Source organism: Candidatus Peregrinibacteria bacterium, assembly GCA_030700255.1.
Lineage (GTDB): Bacteria > Patescibacteriota > Gracilibacteria > UBA1369 > JABINC01 > JABINC01.
This window is the reverse complement of record JAUYJN010000043.1, coordinates 106,989-122,242: the sequence shown is the minus strand read 5'-3', so window position 1 is coordinate 122,242 and position 15,254 is coordinate 106,989. Positions and strand designations below refer to the sequence as shown.

Here is a 15,254-nt window from a genome sequence, read left to right as displayed (position 1 = left end):
CTATGCGAAGACCAAATCTCATGACAATCTCGTTGCACTGTGTGGACTTCATCATAAGATTACACATGCGGGAATGTATAGCGAGCCTACGAAAACAGACCTTCTTTATTTGGAACACAGAAAACTGGCACTTAGGTAGAGGGTGTCGGACTGTTGGTGGGCATACCGGAGCATCGCTTTTGACTTTTTAGCCCACAAAATTTTCCATTAAGCCGAATAAAACCATTCATCATTATACCAAATTCTATGAATCTTTTTTGATTGCCTATAATCAAAAAATTGCACTTGACGTTTGATTGTGGCTTGGAAAAGAAGTGATTTATTTTCTTGACTATCTATATACACTTATTAAGTTTGATGGCAAAGCCCATCGTACCAATCAACAATTGCCCACTTGATGACTGCCCTTTGCGTACCCTTCAAAAAGCTCTTCAATAAACCACGAATAAAGTTGTCCAACTCAAAATGTGGGACGACTTTTCAATAAGAACACTTCGTACATGGAAGTGACCAGACGTAAACTGCAACTAAAACGAAGTATAAAACTACAAATATCGAAATTACCTTTAGAGTATAAATGAACCGTTCCAAAAATGACGTGTATGGGTTTTTTAAAAATTTCCGTATTGAATTTTTTATGCTTAAGATCATATTTCTATTTGAGTATTATTCTCGTATTTCCATGAAAAATATTCTTCTGTTTTCTTACAGTCGAGTAAATCTTCCGGTGTTACGAGGTATCCTGCCCTGATGTCATCGTAATTTTCCAGATACATCCCTGTAATGGTTCGTGAATAACTTTTGTAAATCAGCAATGAACAGTACCATGCATTTTCATTCCACTTGCTTGCAATTGGTGAATATGGCTCATTTAGCTGTTTGCAAACATATGTTATTACTCGTTTTCTTGCCTCTTTTGATGTTATGATTTTTCTTTTACTTCTTTGTACATGCCATGAATCTATTTCTCGCAAAGGATTCGGAAAGATTGGTCTTAACCAGCGAATTTCTTTTATATCCTTGGCTTTGCCAAAACCTACGGATTCCCAAAATCCTACTTCAGTTGGACCTTCCCATTGTTTTTCCGCATTGTGCCCGACGGCTTCAATTATGGTTAGTGGATTTATTTTGCTCACTATAGCTACGTGATGCCAATTTTCCCAAGGGAGCCATCGTGTCCAACGAGAAAAATTATAACGTGCCACAAGAATATCCCCGATTTCTATCTCTTCATTTTTTGGAAGTTTGATATGCTGATTTTGCTTTCCTGTGGGGAAGTTGAGAATCCCATTAATTGAAGGGGGATTGTACATATATATTTTATCTTCTATGCTACGAAATTATCATATACCGCTCTATTTTATCAGTCAAGCTCCTTCCCAATCGTGTCGGAGCAAAGTGATAAGCGATGAATTCACCCTTGCCATATCTTTGTGCGGAAGCTAGTATTGAAATTGCCTTTTTTCGGCTTCTTCGACTTTTAAATTTTATAAAAAATCATGCAAAAACAAAGCAATCACAGACAAAAGAGTTTTACAATTTTACTGGTAATAGCTCTGCTATTGTCAGCATTCTATATCATGGGTTATGATGGTCAAATCCCGGAACAAAAAGTGTTGGTTTCTGATTTTGTGCATCATGCGAGCGAAGGCATGGTCAATGAAGTGAAGGTCAATGATAATAAGATCATATACAGTATCAAGGGCGATGCGACGCGACTCATAGCAGTAAAAGAAAAAGGGGAATCTTTGAATAATATTCTTGAAAGTATTCCACAAGAAAAAAGAGATTTTAAAGTGGAAATCGTAGACACGGAAAGCTCAAACTTCTGGACCGACCTACTTATAGGGATAATCCCATTTGCACTTATTATAGGGTTTTTCATATTTATGATGAGGCAAGCACAGGGCTCAAACAACCAAGCTATGTCTTTTGGTAAAAGTAATGCAAGATTACACGCAAACGATGGAGAGAAAAAAACAACTTTCAATGATGTAGCAGGGGGAGATGAGGCGAAGATGGAACTTACAGAAATCGTTGATTTTTTAAAAAGCCCGGATAAATACATAAAAATCGGTGCGAAAATACCAAAAGGAGTGATGCTTATAGGAGCACCGGGAACAGGCAAAACTTTGCTCGCACGCGCGGTTGCGGGTGAGGCGAATGTGCCTTTCTTTTCTATCTCAGGTTCTGAATTCGTAGAGATGTTTGTCGGAGTCGGAGCCTCGCGCGTGCGAGATTTGTTTAAGAAAGCACGGCGCAACGCGCCGTGCATCATCTTCATAGATGAAATCGATGCGGTAGGACGCAAACGTGGAGCCGGACTTGGTGGAGGTAATGATGAACGTGAACAAACTCTAAATCAAATTCTTACTGAAATGGACGGATTTGAACAAGGAACTAATGTAATTATAATCGCAGCTACCAATAGACCTGACGTATTAGACCCTGCCCTACTTCGTCCGGGCCGATTTGATAGACGTGTAACTGTCGATCTACCAACGCTTGACGATAGAGAGGCTATATTAAAAGTACATTCAAGGAACAAGCCGCTAACTAGCAATGTTGCGCTTAGAACTATCGCAAAAAAAACACCTGGATTTTCCGGAGCTGATCTTGAGAACATAATGAATGAAGCCGCAATACTGACTGCTCGCTATAATAAGAAAGTAATAAGTCCAAAAGAAATAGATATGGCGATCGAAAAAGTAGTACTCGGTAATATAAGGAGTTCCAGTATTTTAAGTGAAAAAGAGAAAGAAATAATTGCTTACCATGAAACCGGTCATGCGATCATGAATCATGTTCTTAAAAACTGTGATGATGTACATAAGATCACAATCGTATCACGTGGCATGGCTCTTGGAGTCACATGGACGCTTCCTGACAAGGATCATGTACTAACTTCAAAAGCAAAATTTGAAGATGAAATAGCAGCATTGCTTGGTGGACGTGTCGCAGAAGAAATGATCTTTGGTAAAGAAGAAATAACCACTGGAGCTTCAAATGACATTAGCCGTGCGACCAAAATGGCAAAACGAATGGTTACTGAATACGGTATGAGTCCACTTGGATCTATCAGCTACGGCGACAATAACCAAGAAGTCTTCCTCGGACGAGACTTCGGTCATATGAAAGATTACTCGGAAGAAATAGCTAAGAAAATTGATGCAGAAACTGCTAAAATAGTAGAAGATGGATATAAAAGAGCTCATACGGAATTGAAGAAAAATAGTAAAAAATTACACAACATCGCTAAATTACTTGTCAAAAAAGAGACTCTAAACCAAAATGAATTTGTCAAAGCCTTCGATGGTGCGTAAAATACATTCACTTTTTAAATCCTTGCCATGACAGACACAACAACAATCTTAAAAACTCAAACGGACCCAAGCGTAATCTCAAAGATACGTAAAAATTTAAGTGAAAAAACAGAGTATATAGAAGGCCAACTTTCTGTAGATATATATCAAAGTGAAGACAATTTGATTATATTGGCACCTATTTCCGGCTGTGATATAAACGATATTGAGCTTACGATAACAGATGACGTGCTTTCTATAAAAGGACGTCGAACCCTTGATCCGGATATCGATACTGACAATTATTTCACAAAAGAATGTTTCTGGGGAACTTTTTCAAGAGCGATTGTACTTCCAACAAAAACAGAGACTTCAAAAATCACAGCAAAATTCTTAAATGGAATACTACGTGTCGAAATACCAAAGGTAGAAGCCGAAAGAACTCGCAAAATTGAAATCGTAGAAGTTCTATAGCACGGCGCACGCAAAGCAACCTTAAACTTATGATTAAAAAAGCCATAATACCCGTAGCCGGGCTCGCGACTCGTTTTTTGCCGGCAAGTAAGGTGGTGCCAAAAACTATGTTCCCTATAGGAGATAAGCCTATTATTCATATGTTAGTTGAAGAAGCCGTCAAAGCTGGAATAGAAGAAATAGCTATAGTAGTAAGTGATAGGCAAGAAATTATAAAAGAATACTTTAAGCCGGATGAAATACTTGAAAAAGAATTATCTGACAGGGGACGGACTGAGAAATACAAATTATTAAGTGACATACATAAAATGGCGAAAATACATTTTTTCACTCAAGAAAAAATGCTTGGAGATGGCCATGCACTACTTGCAACAAAAAATTTCATAAAAGAAGGTGAATCATGCCTTGTGCTTTTTGGAGATGAATTAATAGGTAATGATGGCCCAAATGCGGCGCAGCAGCTGATCAACTATTATAATGACGTACAAGCGCCAATAGTAGGAGTACATTTGATAAATGAAGAAGAAATAGAAAAATATGGCATAGTCGAAACAAATGAAAAAGGGCAAATTCAAACAATGGTAGAAAAACCAAAAATGGAAGAAACGAACTCGAGGCTCGCAATAATTGGCAAATATATAATAAACCGCGAAGTACTTGATTGTATCAAAAACAGTAATCCGGGAAAACCTGATGGGGAGTTGCGATTGATAGATGGGCTGAAAACTTACAATAATGGGATAAATACCTACGCAGTTACACTTGACGGACAACGGTTTGACACGGGTAATCACCTCGGATTACTAGAAGCAAACATATACTTTGGGCTTAAGGATAAAACAGTTAACACAAATTTGAAAAAGTACTTACAGACTGTTGAAAAATTATAAAGGATTTGCTATAATGATGGGATTTAAAAAAATAAAAACATCCCGTCATGGCAATACTTGTTCAAAACCTTATAGAAGAGGCAGATAAAAAGAAATTAAACGGACAGCATAAAGAAGCTATCGATATTTGCGAACACATCTTATATGAAGACCTTGCATGTGTAGAAGCTTACGAGGAAATTGGAGACAACTACTTAAGCTTACGTAAGTTTGATAGAGCTATGAAGGCATTGCAACGAGCAATCAACATAGACCCGATGAGTCCAAATGCACATTATCTGTTAGGATTTACGCATTCTGCGCTTTCAAATTGGAATATTTCAGTTGATCATCTTGAGACTGCTGACTACCTACAGCCAAATCATCCGGAGATTTTAAGATGCCTTGGTTGGTCTGTATTTCATGCAGGTAATAGGAAAAAAGGACTTATATTGCTTGAAAGAGCACTAACTATATCGCCGGATGACCCACTGGTATTATGCGATCTAGCTATTTGTTATCTAAATGATAAGAACTTTGATCGTTCAATCGCACTACTTAGAGAATCTCTAATGATAGACCCTGACAATGAAAAAACAAAAGAATGTCTTAAGACAGCTTTGTTTTTCAAATCTGAATACGACAAAATAGAACAAGACAAAGACAAAAGAAGTTAAAAACTTCAAAAAAAATAGGAAAAAAAGCCCCAAATAAATTGGGGCTTTTTTTTTGATCCAATGTCCTTTTATAAGCCGAGTTCTGTGCCAAAGCGCCGAGGCGCTAGGTCATGATCATCTATCTGGGCCAAGCGTTACCGCTTGGCTCAAGCGGTGGGCAGACTAAGAGAATGTATGTATTCTAATCCTTAGAGCTCCCATCCCACCTTGCAACACATAGGGTTTACCAGCAATGGAGATCCCATTTGGTTGCGCTCTGCGCGCCTTATTTAACAAAGCAAGTTTCACGCTTTGCCATGGGGACCACATTTTCACTCCCGCTAAGCGGGACTTTTCACCTTTCACTATGGCAAGCCATAGTTAGTATAGTCTCTGTGGCACTAGCCCGTACTAGATCTTATTAGGTTTCTAGCAGATGGATGTTATCCACTATGTCACATACAAGTTGCTCGGACTTTCCTCCCAAGCTAAAAGCAAGGGCGATCATGTAAAAGAACATTGGAAAAGAATTATAGACACAATCACTTCAAATTTCAACAGTTCTCATATAAAATCCGAGAGAACGTAAAAAAAACATAAATGAAAAAATCTGAAATCATATTCGGTGTCCTGCGCATCCCAGTGGATTTTTTAATGATCACTTTAGCCTTTTTTACTGCATACGCTGTACGTAAGTCTCATGATCTTATTCCTTATTACGAACAAACTCCTGATTTAACATCATTTCCAAGCCCAATAGTTTATACAAATACAGTAACAATATTTGGAATCGCACTTCTGATACTCCTAATAATATACGGTTCATATTCATTTAAAATCTACAATACATACAGTAGAGAAGGGAAAAGCGTACTACATGCCTGGTTAACATGGGTTGGATTAATGCTGCTTTACTACTTCATACTTCGTGACTTTCCATTTTCTCGTTTGGTAATCATATTCGGATGGGTTTTTAGTTTCTTATTTCTATTGGTTGGTAGGGCAATTATCAAGGCAATTCAAAAACTATTACTTAAATACGATATCGGGACACGTAGAATAATAATCGTCGGATACAACTCATCAACAAAAAAAATCCTCCCACAATTTATAAAAGATGACCAATACAAGGTGCTCGGAATAATAAACAACCGAAAACTCCAGGAATCTGATTTAAAAAAATACAGAATCAAGTATCTCGGCACGATAGAAGATTTGAAAAATGTTATAAAACGACTCAAAGTTGATGAAATAATCCATGCTGTCAGTGAGGATGAAGAGGAAAAAAACATACGATTAATGGAGCTTTGCCGTGAAACTCATACTCTTTACCACTTTATTCCAGGCCAACTTGAGCTACACAAAAGCAAGGTTGATATTCAACTTATAAACGACTGCCCACTTATTAGCGTCAAAACAACACCTCTTGAAGGCTGGGGGAGGATTACAAAAAGAATATTTGATGTAATTTTCGGAGCTTTAGCTTTAATTATATTAAGTCCATTTATGGTTATAGTTGCATTGATAATAAAACTAGATTCAAAAGGACCTATAATATTTTCAAGATTAGATGATAGATCCCCATCTCTCAGAGTTGGAGAAAAGGGCGATTTGTTTACTTTTTACAAGTTTAGATCGATGCATGATAAAACTCATGGACTACGTTATACCAAGCTCGCAAGTAGCAACAAACGAACCGGACCTTATTTCAAAATCTCAAATGATCCAAGAATAACTAGGGTTGGGCGATTTCTTCGTAAATACGACATCGATGAATGGCCTAATTTCTGGAGCGTGCTAAAAGGTGACATGTCCATAGTTGGCCCGCGCCCACACCTGCCGGATGAAGTAGAAAGGTATGATAAAAATCATAAATTTGTACTATCTATCAAACCGGGAATCACTGGGATCTCACAGGTATCCGGCCGCTCAAACCTCGATTTTGAAGAAGAAGTAGCCCTAGACACATTCTACATAGAAAACTGGTCCCTCTGGCTAGATATCAAAGTTTGCCTCCGAACTGTATGGGTAATTGTAAGAGGTAAAGGAGAATGAAATAAAAATAACTTCAGCATTGATATATAGATCAGTAGAAGCTAAACTAAGCAAAGGTTTAAAAAATAAATAAAATGCTTAAATTAATAAAAAAAGTTTTCGGGGATTATAATACAAAAGAACTCAAAAGAATTAGTAAGGTCGTTGAGAAAATAAATGCGAAAGAAGAAGAATATCAACAAATTCTTCAAAACGACGATGTAGTCAAAAAAACGAATGAATTCAAAGAACGAATTCAAAATGGTGAAACGGTTGACGACCTTTTGGTAGAAGCTTTTGCATTGGTAAAATTTGCATGTCGTAAGCTTTGCGGAACAAGTTGGGACGTACGCGGCAACCAAACAGAATGGAATATGATTCCATACGACGTACAGCTTATAGGTGGGATAGTTCTTCATGAAGGCAAAATCGCTGAGATGAAAACCGGTGAGGGTAAGACAATGGTATCAACCCTGCCAATGTATCTAAATGCACTAACTGAGAAAACTTGTTTTTTAGTAACTGTAAATGAATATCTGGCACAACGTGATGCGGAATGGATGGGAGGACTTTATAACTTCCTTGGCCTATCTGTAGGAGTAAGTCTAAATCAACAATCAGTCGAAGAAAAAAGAGCAACTTACGACTGCAATATAATTTATGGAACAAATAGTGAATTTGGATTTGATTACCTTCGCGACAATATGGCGACTGATCCAAAGGCTATGGTGCAGAACAATCTATACTATGCAATCGTCGATGAGGTGGATTCGATTTTGGTTGATGAAGCAAGAACTCCACTAATTATTTCTGCACCGGACAATAAAACAATAGATACATATCTTACATACAGCCAAGCTGTAAAAGAACTAAAAGAAGATGAGCATTATAATCTGGATGAAAAAGCAAACTCAGTTGCGCTAACTGAAGAAGGAATGAATTTCATAGAAAATAAACTTGGTATCAAGAGCCTCTATGATGAAGAGGGGTTTTCAGATGTTCACATGATTGAGCAAGCTCTCAAAGCAAAAGCACTTTTTAAAAGAGATCAAAACTACGTAGTAAAAAATGGTGAAGTTATAATCGTAGATGAATTCACCGGTAGACTTATGAATGGACGTAGATATTCAGATGGATTGCATCAAGCGATAGAGGCAAAAGAAGGTGTAACAATCAAAAGAGAAAGTCGAACGCTTGCAACAATTACACTGCAAAATTATTTCAGGATTTTCGAAAAATTAGCAGGAATGACCGGTACGGCAGCGACAGAAGCTGAAGAGTTTTCAAAAATTTATGGATTGGAAGTCTTGGTAATACCAACCAATGAACCGGTCGTTAGAAACGATATGTCTGATGCTATATACAAAAGCAAAGCCGGTAAATACGAAGCCGTAGCGAGGAAGGTAAAAGAACTTCATGAAAAAGGACAACCTGTACTAGTTGGAACTATTTCTATAGAACAGTCGGAAATTTTAAGTAGCAAACTACAAAGCATGGGGACGGTGCATAATGTCCTAAATGCAAAACAACATGAGAAAGAAGCTGAAATAGTAGCGGGCGCTGGTCACAAAGGGTCAGTCACAATCGCAACAAATATGGCTGGACGTGGTACGGATATCAAGCTCGGTGAAGGAGTCAAAGAACTTGGAGGATTGTATGTTATAGGGACTGAGAGGCATGAATCACGACGTATCGACAATCAGCTTCGTGGGCGTTCCGGCCGCCAAGGCGATCCGGGAGCTAGTCAGTTTTATGTGTCTGTAGAGGATGACCTAATGCGATTATTTGGTGGAGATAAAGTTAAATCACTCATGGAGCGCCTTGGCGTCCCGGAGGATATGCCTATAGAAAACAGATTCATTTCAAACTCAATAGAAGGGGCTCAAAAGAAAGTCGAAGGACATCATTTTGACATAAGAAAACATCTGGTTGAATACGATGATGTAATGAACAAGCACCGTGAAATAATATACAAAAGACGTAAGAAATTTCTCGAAAATGAAGATGTGAAAAACGAAATATTCTTACTAATAGAAAAAGAGGTTGAACACATGATTGAATTACACGCACCGGTGAAAGACATCACAAATTGGGACTTTGAAGAATTATTGCAAAATATATTTGTATTTCACAAAGATGAGCTATCTCCACTTTCAGTTGAAGATCTCAAAGAATATCGAACAAATGAAGAGCTAACTGAATTTATAAAAAAATACCTATGGGAACAATATCAAAGAAAAGAAGCTGAATTACCGGATCCTGCGATTTTAAGAAATGCTGAAAAAACAATCGGACTTAGAGTCGTCGATACATTTTGGATGGAGCACATAGATCAAATGTCACGTCTTCGTGAAAGAGTCGCATTTTCCGGATATGCCGGTAAAGACCCATTACTTGAATATAAAAATGAAGCTTTTCGAATGCTGGATGAGATCCTTGCAAATATCAGTCGAAGCACTATTGGTCACCTAATGCATGTAAAAATAGAAGTACGCACAGAGTCAGCAACACAACAACAAGAGATGCATCCTGTAAAACAAACTGAACAACATTTGGCAAAACCAAGTGAACAAGAAATCATAAAAGCTCCTGAAAGAAAAATAACCAACCCCCTAGAGCAAGCAATCCAAAGGGATACTATGCAAAGCGCGAAGCTTGCTTTGCAAAATAAAGATGCGAAGCAAACCGCATCATCACAAGAAGAAAAAGATGGAGATACTACAATCAGAGTAATCCAAGCTGACTCATCCGATGATGATGAGGACGAAGACGAAAATATGCTAAAACCCGACGAAAAATACCTACCAAAAGCAAAGAAGAAAAAGAAAAAGAAAAGATAGTCACTACATATGCACCTCTCTAGATTTTGAAGTTTCTTGTGGGCCAACTAGACCTTGTTCTTCCATGAGCTCGATCAATCGTGCGGCGCGGTTGTAGCCGATACTGAGGCGGCGCTGAAGAAACGATGCTGAAGCTTTCTTGGTTTGGCGAACAATATCAATCGCCTCTTGATACAATTCATCATCTGTACCATCCATACCACCGGGAACTCCATTTACTTTCATTTGAGCTGTATCACGAGAAGTTATCTCTTCCAAATAATCAGGCTGCATAGTGAGCTTCACCCTATTTGTAACACGCTCGATTTCTTTTGAAGAAATATAAATACCTTGAACACGGAAAGGCTTACCCATATTACCCGGCAAATAAAGCATATCTCCCTGACCAAGCAGATCTTCAGCCCCTACCCCATCTATAATCGTCCTTGAGTCAATTTGTGAACTAACTGTAAATGCTATACGAGCAGGTATATTTGCCTTGATAAGACCTGTAATTACATCCACAGAAGGCCTCTGGGTTGCGATAATCAAATGCATTCCAATCGCACGTGCCATCTGGGCAATCCTACAAATAGAAGCTTCAACCTCCTTACCGGAGGCCATCATAAGATCTGCCAACTCATCTATAACAATGATAATTTTTGGCATCTTAACAATGATATTATCGTCTGCATTATAATCTCCAATATGCCTGTGCCCGGCATCTGCCAAAGTTTGGTAACGACTATTCATCTCAGCAACCGCCCATCTAAGCGATGTTGCAGCTTTTTCCGGATCAGTGATCACAGGAGTCAAAAGATGTGGAATACTGTTATAATTATTTAACTCAACTCGCTTCGGATCTATAAGAATCATTTTTAATTCTTCAGGAGAGTTATTATAAAGAAGTGAAATAAGGAATGAATTCATTCCAACAGACTTACCGGAACCTGTAGCTCCGGCGATAAGCAAATGCGGCATTTTTGCTAGGTCGGCTATGACCGACCTTCCACAAACATCTCGCCCTATTGCAAGTTTCAGCTTTGAAGTGGTTTTTTGATACTCTTTAGATTCTATCAAATCTCTCATATATACAGTTGATCGCGTTTCATTTGGAACTTCAATACCAACCAAAGATTGGCCGGGAATAGGTGCTTCAATACGTATCGCCTTCGCCGCTAGGGCCAACGCTAAATCTTGTTTGAGCGCTGTAATTTTGGATAATTTCACTCCTTCATGTGGCTTAAGTGAATACTGCACAACCGTTGGCCCAACATGAACATCCTTCATAGTCACATCTATATTAAATGTAGACAATTTATTCTGAATATTTTCTGCATTTCTTTTTATTACCTCGTTATCAATCACAATTCCCTCTGTATTTTCCTCAAGAAGATCAACAGATGGATACTCCCATTCTATTGGCTCATATGGCTTTTCTTCATCAATAATTATATCACTACTCGTTGCAAACTTTTTATTACCATCTTCATTTATATCAAGAGTTTTTTCATATTCCTTTATTAACTCATCTCCATCTGACTCAAAAATGATATTAGTATCCTCATTCATCGCCTGCTTCATCAAAGCCTCAGCCTCCTGCGTCACCTTTAATTCATCCAACGAATCAGGGGCAATAATATTTATATCCATTTCACCTTCAGTATCTTGCGTCATTATACCTGTCTTTTTACGCGGAGCCTTTGGTAGTTTTTCAATTTTCATAGGTAACTCAGGCCTAAGAGCATTCCACACGTCAGAAATCGAAACTTCAAAAATCACAAGAAATGCAATAATAAAAGCCGAAACAAGAACTATATAAGCACCGGTCTTACCAAGTACGGATTGCAGCAAAAAACTCACAACAAAACCAATATATCCACCATAAGTACCGCTTTTTGCATATTCAAAAATTTCTTCCATAGGTACAGCCAAGTGAACAAAACCAAGCACAGAAGCAAATAATAGAGCTATCCCAAAAATCTTGGTAGCATTCAAACGTACCCTTTCAATAAAAAACAATGAAAAAGCTATTCCAAAAAGAACAGCAGGTAGAGCATAAATACCCCATCCAAATATAGGGTTAAGAAAATTTATAACAAATTCCCCGACGATGCCGAGTCTTCCGGTAATACTCAAAAACGTTAAAAGTGACAAAGATAAGTAAATAACAGCCCAAATCTCAGCTTTAACGCGATCCTTAAGTTCTAATTGTACCAACGAACCCACATTTGAAGCCTTACGAGTAGTTTTGCGCCTAGCAGTTACTCGTCTTGAAATTTTCTTTCTTTTTACCATATAAAACGCATAAATTATGTACAATTCAGAGATATAATACATTAATAAATGAATCTATCAAAGGTCATGTTTAAAAAAATCACTCATAGATGCTTATATACACTACCCCTAGTTTCAATAGCAAAAACAACAACAATCTTTTCTTTTTTTAGAATCTGATAATTGAATTCGAATGTTTAACCAAAGCCAACTGTTTTTTCGCTCTTGTTGTAATTTCGATCTTCATTATTCTATATTTAGCTCATTCAGAACTTCATCGAAATCTTGACCTCGCGTACCTTCAAAACCTTCCAAAATTGCAATATCAGCTTCATCTTCAATGCGACGCATCTCTTGGCGCTTAAGGAAGTTAAGTAGCACCATGCGAGCAAATGAGGATAATTTCAAACCAGATTCTTGTGACATCTTTTGCAATTTAGAAAGTGTTTTTGTATCAAGCTTTATAAGAAGTTGCTTATCGTACATAATAAAAACGATTATATTGTAATGATTAATTATGAAAAATTATTAAAATCCAAAGGATAATTTTATTATCTAAAGTATAACTTTATTATACTAGGAAATCAAGATATAAACTCCTATACTGCCAAAGATATTAATAAATATTATGATTGAAAAACAAGTTCGAACCAGATTTGCCCCATCTCCAACGGGATTTTTGCATGTAGGAGGTCTTCGAACCGCACTTTATGCATATCTTTTTGCAAGACACAATAACGGGAAAATGATTCTTAGAATAGAAGATACCGATCGTGAACGGCTCGTACCCGGTGCAACTGAGCACCTTCAAGAAGTTTTATATACAATGGGTATTGATTATGACGAAGGACCGGAAAAAGGCGGGGAATATGGCCCATACATACAATCAGAAAGACTGGATATTTATAAAGAATACGCACAAAAACTCATAGACAAAGGAGAGGCGTACTATTGTTTCTGTACCAAAGAGCGGTTGACTGAAATGAGAGAAAGCCAAATAAAACGTAAAGTTGCTCCAATGTACGACAAACATTGCCGAACGCTACCAAAGGAAGACGTCGAGAAAGAACGATCTGCAGGCACTGCATATGTAATTCGCCAAGCGATTCCATCTGACCAAAAAATCTCTTTTGAAGATGCAGTCAAAGGACACACCGCATTTGATTCAAACACTCTGGATGATCATGTTTTGATGAAGGCCGATGGATTCCCAACATACCACCTAGCAGTTGTAGTAGACGATCATTTAATGGAAATCACTCATGTGATTCGAGGTGAAGAATGGATACCCTCTGCGCCAAAACACGTTGCTTTGTATAATGCATTCCAGTGGGAAATACCGGTTATGGCGCATTTGCCCCTACTCCTCAATCCGGACAAAACCAAGCTTTCAAAAAGACAGGGGGACGTCAATGTAGAAGACTATTTAGCGAAAGGGTACTTGAAAGAAGCGATTATAAACTTCATAGCACTACTTGGTTGGCACGAAGAAAAAAGTGATAGAGAAATATATTCACTAAGTGAGCTGATTGAAGTATTCACCCTTGAGAGAGTGCAAAAATCAGGAGCAGTATTTGATTTGCAAAAATTCGAATGGATAAATACCCACTATATTAAAAAATTACCGGATAATGAATTGATTGAAAAAATCCTGCCACATCTTAAAAAGGAGGATTTCTGGAAAGAGAATCCGGATACGGAATTACTTACAAGCCTCCTGCCGGATATAAGAACAAGACTAAAAACTTTCTCTGAAATTAGCGATACGATCAAAATATATTTCCGCGTCTCTCCTTATGACAAAAAGATGTTCCTACACGAAAAAATGAAAGTGACTCTCGACATGGCGAAACAAGCGCTGACAGAAGGCATAAAAACACTAGAAGATTTACCTGAAAATAAATTTATGGAAGAAGACACCAAGGAAGTATTACTTGAAAAAATCACTTCTCTTGGCTGGAAAAACGGACAACTTCTCTGGCCAATGAGAGTAGCTCTCAGTGGAGAACAATTCTCACCCGGTGTATTTGAGCTCCTTACAAGCCTCAAAAAAGAAGAAAGCCTAAACCGGCTAAAGGCCGGACTAGAGAAATTTTAATCAAATTTTCTGGACTTTTTGCGCTATGATGCTAGAATGTACTACCAAGAAATAGATAGCTTATTTAAGCTCAAAACATGAATTTATTTGAATTAAAAATAGTACTTAGACAACTTCGCCAAGACCTCAAATGCCCATCTTGCGAAGCAATGTATGCTGAGCGAAAAATAGAAATCGTTGGAACAACCCATGAAACAGGTCTTTTCGTCGCAAATTGCAAAGAATGCAGTGAAAGCATAATCATAAATGTGCATATAGAACGTAAACACCGCAGAATTTCAGCACGTAACAAAAATTATTGGAAAATGGGTGACAGCATAAGTTCTGATGAAGTACTCGATATGCATAATTTCTTACAAAATTTCAACGGAAACATAGACTCTTTAATAAAAATAAATGAATAAAAAAGCTTTCTCCCTACTGCTAATAGCGGTTTCAATACTAACATTTAGCAGTTGCAGCTGGTTTAATGCCGACCAAATCAAAAGTGACATCACTAACGCAAAAGATAACGCCACTCAAAAAATCCAAGAAACTAAAAAAACAATCGACGGGGCGGTTGAAAATGTAAGCAAAACTATAGACGACGTAAAAGAAACTGCCGACTCTATCAAAGATGCCGTTGAAACCGTCAAAGAAGCAAAAGATGCTATCGACACAGCTATGGGTAATGTAAAAAACATAGGTGGCAAAGAAGAGGTAATAGTTGACGAGCAATAATCTTC

General features: G+C 37.7%; 12 protein-coding genes and 1 other RNA gene. 9 read left to right on the top strand and 4 right to left on the bottom strand.

All coding sequences use genetic code 11. The annotated features are described in order from the left end of the window. Positions 1 to 647 precede the first annotated feature (647 nt). Positions 648 to 1,313 carry a hypothetical protein gene (locus tag Q8P68_06150; protein MDP4008743.1) on the bottom strand — a complete coding sequence of 222 codons (666 nt, stop codon included), beginning with the start codon at positions 1,311 to 1,313 and terminating at the stop codon, positions 648 to 650. A gap of 186 nt (positions 1,314 to 1,499) precedes the next feature. On the opposite strand from Q8P68_06150, the gene ftsH reads away from it, so the two are divergent. The 4 genes from ftsH to Q8P68_06130 are packed head-to-tail and all read left to right on the top strand — an operon-like array spanning position 1,500 to position 5,322. Next, positions 1,500 to 3,323, top strand: a complete 1,824-nt coding sequence (gene ftsH / locus Q8P68_06145; protein ID MDP4008742.1) for an ATP-dependent zinc metalloprotease FtsH — start codon at positions 1,500 to 1,502, stop codon at positions 3,321 to 3,323. 27 nt (positions 3,324 to 3,350) lie between these two features. After that, entirely contained in the window at positions 3,351 to 3,776 is a 426-nt protein-coding gene (locus Q8P68_06140; GenBank protein ID MDP4008741.1) for an Hsp20/alpha crystallin family protein, read from the top strand. A 29-nt stretch (positions 3,777 to 3,805) separates the two neighbouring features. After that, positions 3,806 to 4,666, top strand: coding sequence for a sugar phosphate nucleotidyltransferase (locus Q8P68_06135; protein ID MDP4008740.1), 861 nt, complete (start codon positions 3,806 to 3,808; stop codon positions 4,664 to 4,666). Between the two features lie 47 nt (positions 4,667 to 4,713). After that, positions 4,714 to 5,322: a tetratricopeptide repeat protein gene (locus Q8P68_06130; protein ID MDP4008739.1), complete on the top strand. Its 609-nt coding sequence runs from the start codon at positions 4,714 to 4,716 to the stop codon at positions 5,320 to 5,322. A 55-nt stretch (positions 5,323 to 5,377) separates the two neighbouring features. On the opposite strand, the gene rnpB is transcribed toward Q8P68_06130, so the two are convergent. Continuing rightward, an RNA gene (rnpB, locus tag Q8P68_06125) (RNase P RNA component class A) lies at positions 5,378 to 5,822 on the bottom strand. A gap of 79 nt (positions 5,823 to 5,901) precedes the next feature. On the opposite strand from rnpB, the gene Q8P68_06120 reads away from it, so the two are divergent. Next, positions 5,902 to 7,356 (top strand): sugar transferase, encoded by a 1,455-nt coding sequence (locus Q8P68_06120; protein MDP4008738.1) that lies wholly within the window; start codon positions 5,902 to 5,904, stop codon positions 7,354 to 7,356. Positions 7,357 to 7,430: 74 nt separating this feature from the next. Continuing rightward, the gene (secA, locus tag Q8P68_06115) at positions 7,431 to 10,175 is read left to right on the top strand and encodes a preprotein translocase subunit SecA (protein MDP4008737.1); all 2,745 of its coding nucleotides are present in this window, start codon (positions 7,431 to 7,433) and stop codon (positions 10,173 to 10,175) included. 3 nt (positions 10,176 to 10,178) lie between these two features. Here secA and Q8P68_06110 read toward each other — a convergent pair whose 3' ends face one another. Both Q8P68_06110 and Q8P68_06105 read right to left on the bottom strand, forming a co-directional pair. Then, the gene (locus Q8P68_06110) at positions 10,179 to 12,452 is read right to left on the bottom strand and encodes a DNA translocase FtsK (GenBank protein MDP4008736.1); all 2,274 of its coding nucleotides are present in this window, start codon (positions 12,450 to 12,452) and stop codon (positions 10,179 to 10,181) included. 225 nt (positions 12,453 to 12,677) lie between these two features. Further along, positions 12,678 to 12,917, bottom strand: a complete 240-nt coding sequence (locus tag Q8P68_06105) for a hypothetical protein (protein ID MDP4008735.1) — start codon at positions 12,915 to 12,917, stop codon at positions 12,678 to 12,680. 142 nt (positions 12,918 to 13,059) lie between these two features. Between Q8P68_06105 and gltX the strand changes: the two genes are divergently transcribed. From gltX to Q8P68_06090, 3 genes are all read left to right on the top strand, one after another. Beyond that, on the top strand, positions 13,060 to 14,529 hold the full coding sequence (gene gltX / locus Q8P68_06100; GenBank protein MDP4008734.1) for a glutamate--tRNA ligase: 1,470 nt from the start codon (positions 13,060 to 13,062) through the stop codon (positions 14,527 to 14,529). A gap of 77 nt (positions 14,530 to 14,606) precedes the next feature. Next, positions 14,607 to 14,933 carry a hypothetical protein gene (locus tag Q8P68_06095; GenBank protein MDP4008733.1) on the top strand — a complete coding sequence of 109 codons (327 nt, stop codon included), beginning with the start codon at positions 14,607 to 14,609 and terminating at the stop codon, positions 14,931 to 14,933. Beyond that, complete coding sequence (locus Q8P68_06090; protein ID MDP4008732.1) at positions 14,926 to 15,249, top strand: hypothetical protein; 324 nt, start codon at positions 14,926 to 14,928, stop codon at positions 15,247 to 15,249. Before Q8P68_06095 ends, Q8P68_06090 begins: the two co-directional genes overlap by 8 nt. Positions 15,250 to 15,254 lie beyond the last annotated feature (5 nt).

What these genes read in the sequence shown, in the direction of transcription:
- ftsH (MDP4008742.1), top strand. Translation starts at nt 1,500, where the DNA reads ATGCAAAAACAAAGCAATCACAGACAAAAGAGTTTTACAATTTTACTG.
- Q8P68_06120 (MDP4008738.1), top strand. Translation starts at nt 5,902, where the DNA reads ATGAAAAAATCTGAAATCATATTCGGTGTCCTGCGCATCCCAGTGGAT.
- Q8P68_06130 (MDP4008739.1), top strand. Translation starts at nt 4,714, where the DNA reads ATGGCAATACTTGTTCAAAACCTTATAGAAGAGGCAGATAAAAAGAAA.
- secA (MDP4008737.1), top strand. Translation starts at nt 7,431, where the DNA reads ATGCTTAAATTAATAAAAAAAGTTTTCGGGGATTATAATACAAAAGAA.
- Q8P68_06110 (MDP4008736.1), bottom strand. Translation starts at nt 12,452, where the DNA reads ATGGTAAAAAGAAAGAAAATTTCAAGACGAGTAACTGCTAGGCGCAAA.
- Q8P68_06150 (MDP4008743.1), bottom strand. Translation starts at nt 1,313, where the DNA reads ATGTACAATCCCCCTTCAATTAATGGGATTCTCAACTTCCCCACAGGA.
- Q8P68_06105 (MDP4008735.1), bottom strand. Translation starts at nt 12,917, where the DNA reads ATGTACGATAAGCAACTTCTTATAAAGCTTGATACAAAAACACTTTCT.
- Q8P68_06090 (MDP4008732.1), top strand. Translation starts at nt 14,926, where the DNA reads ATGAATAAAAAAGCTTTCTCCCTACTGCTAATAGCGGTTTCAATACTA.
- Q8P68_06095 (MDP4008733.1), top strand. Translation starts at nt 14,607, where the DNA reads ATGAATTTATTTGAATTAAAAATAGTACTTAGACAACTTCGCCAAGAC.
- Q8P68_06135 (MDP4008740.1), top strand. Translation starts at nt 3,806, where the DNA reads ATGATTAAAAAAGCCATAATACCCGTAGCCGGGCTCGCGACTCGTTTT.
- gltX (MDP4008734.1), top strand. Translation starts at nt 13,060, where the DNA reads ATGATTGAAAAACAAGTTCGAACCAGATTTGCCCCATCTCCAACGGGA.
- Q8P68_06140 (MDP4008741.1), top strand. Translation starts at nt 3,351, where the DNA reads ATGACAGACACAACAACAATCTTAAAAACTCAAACGGACCCAAGCGTA.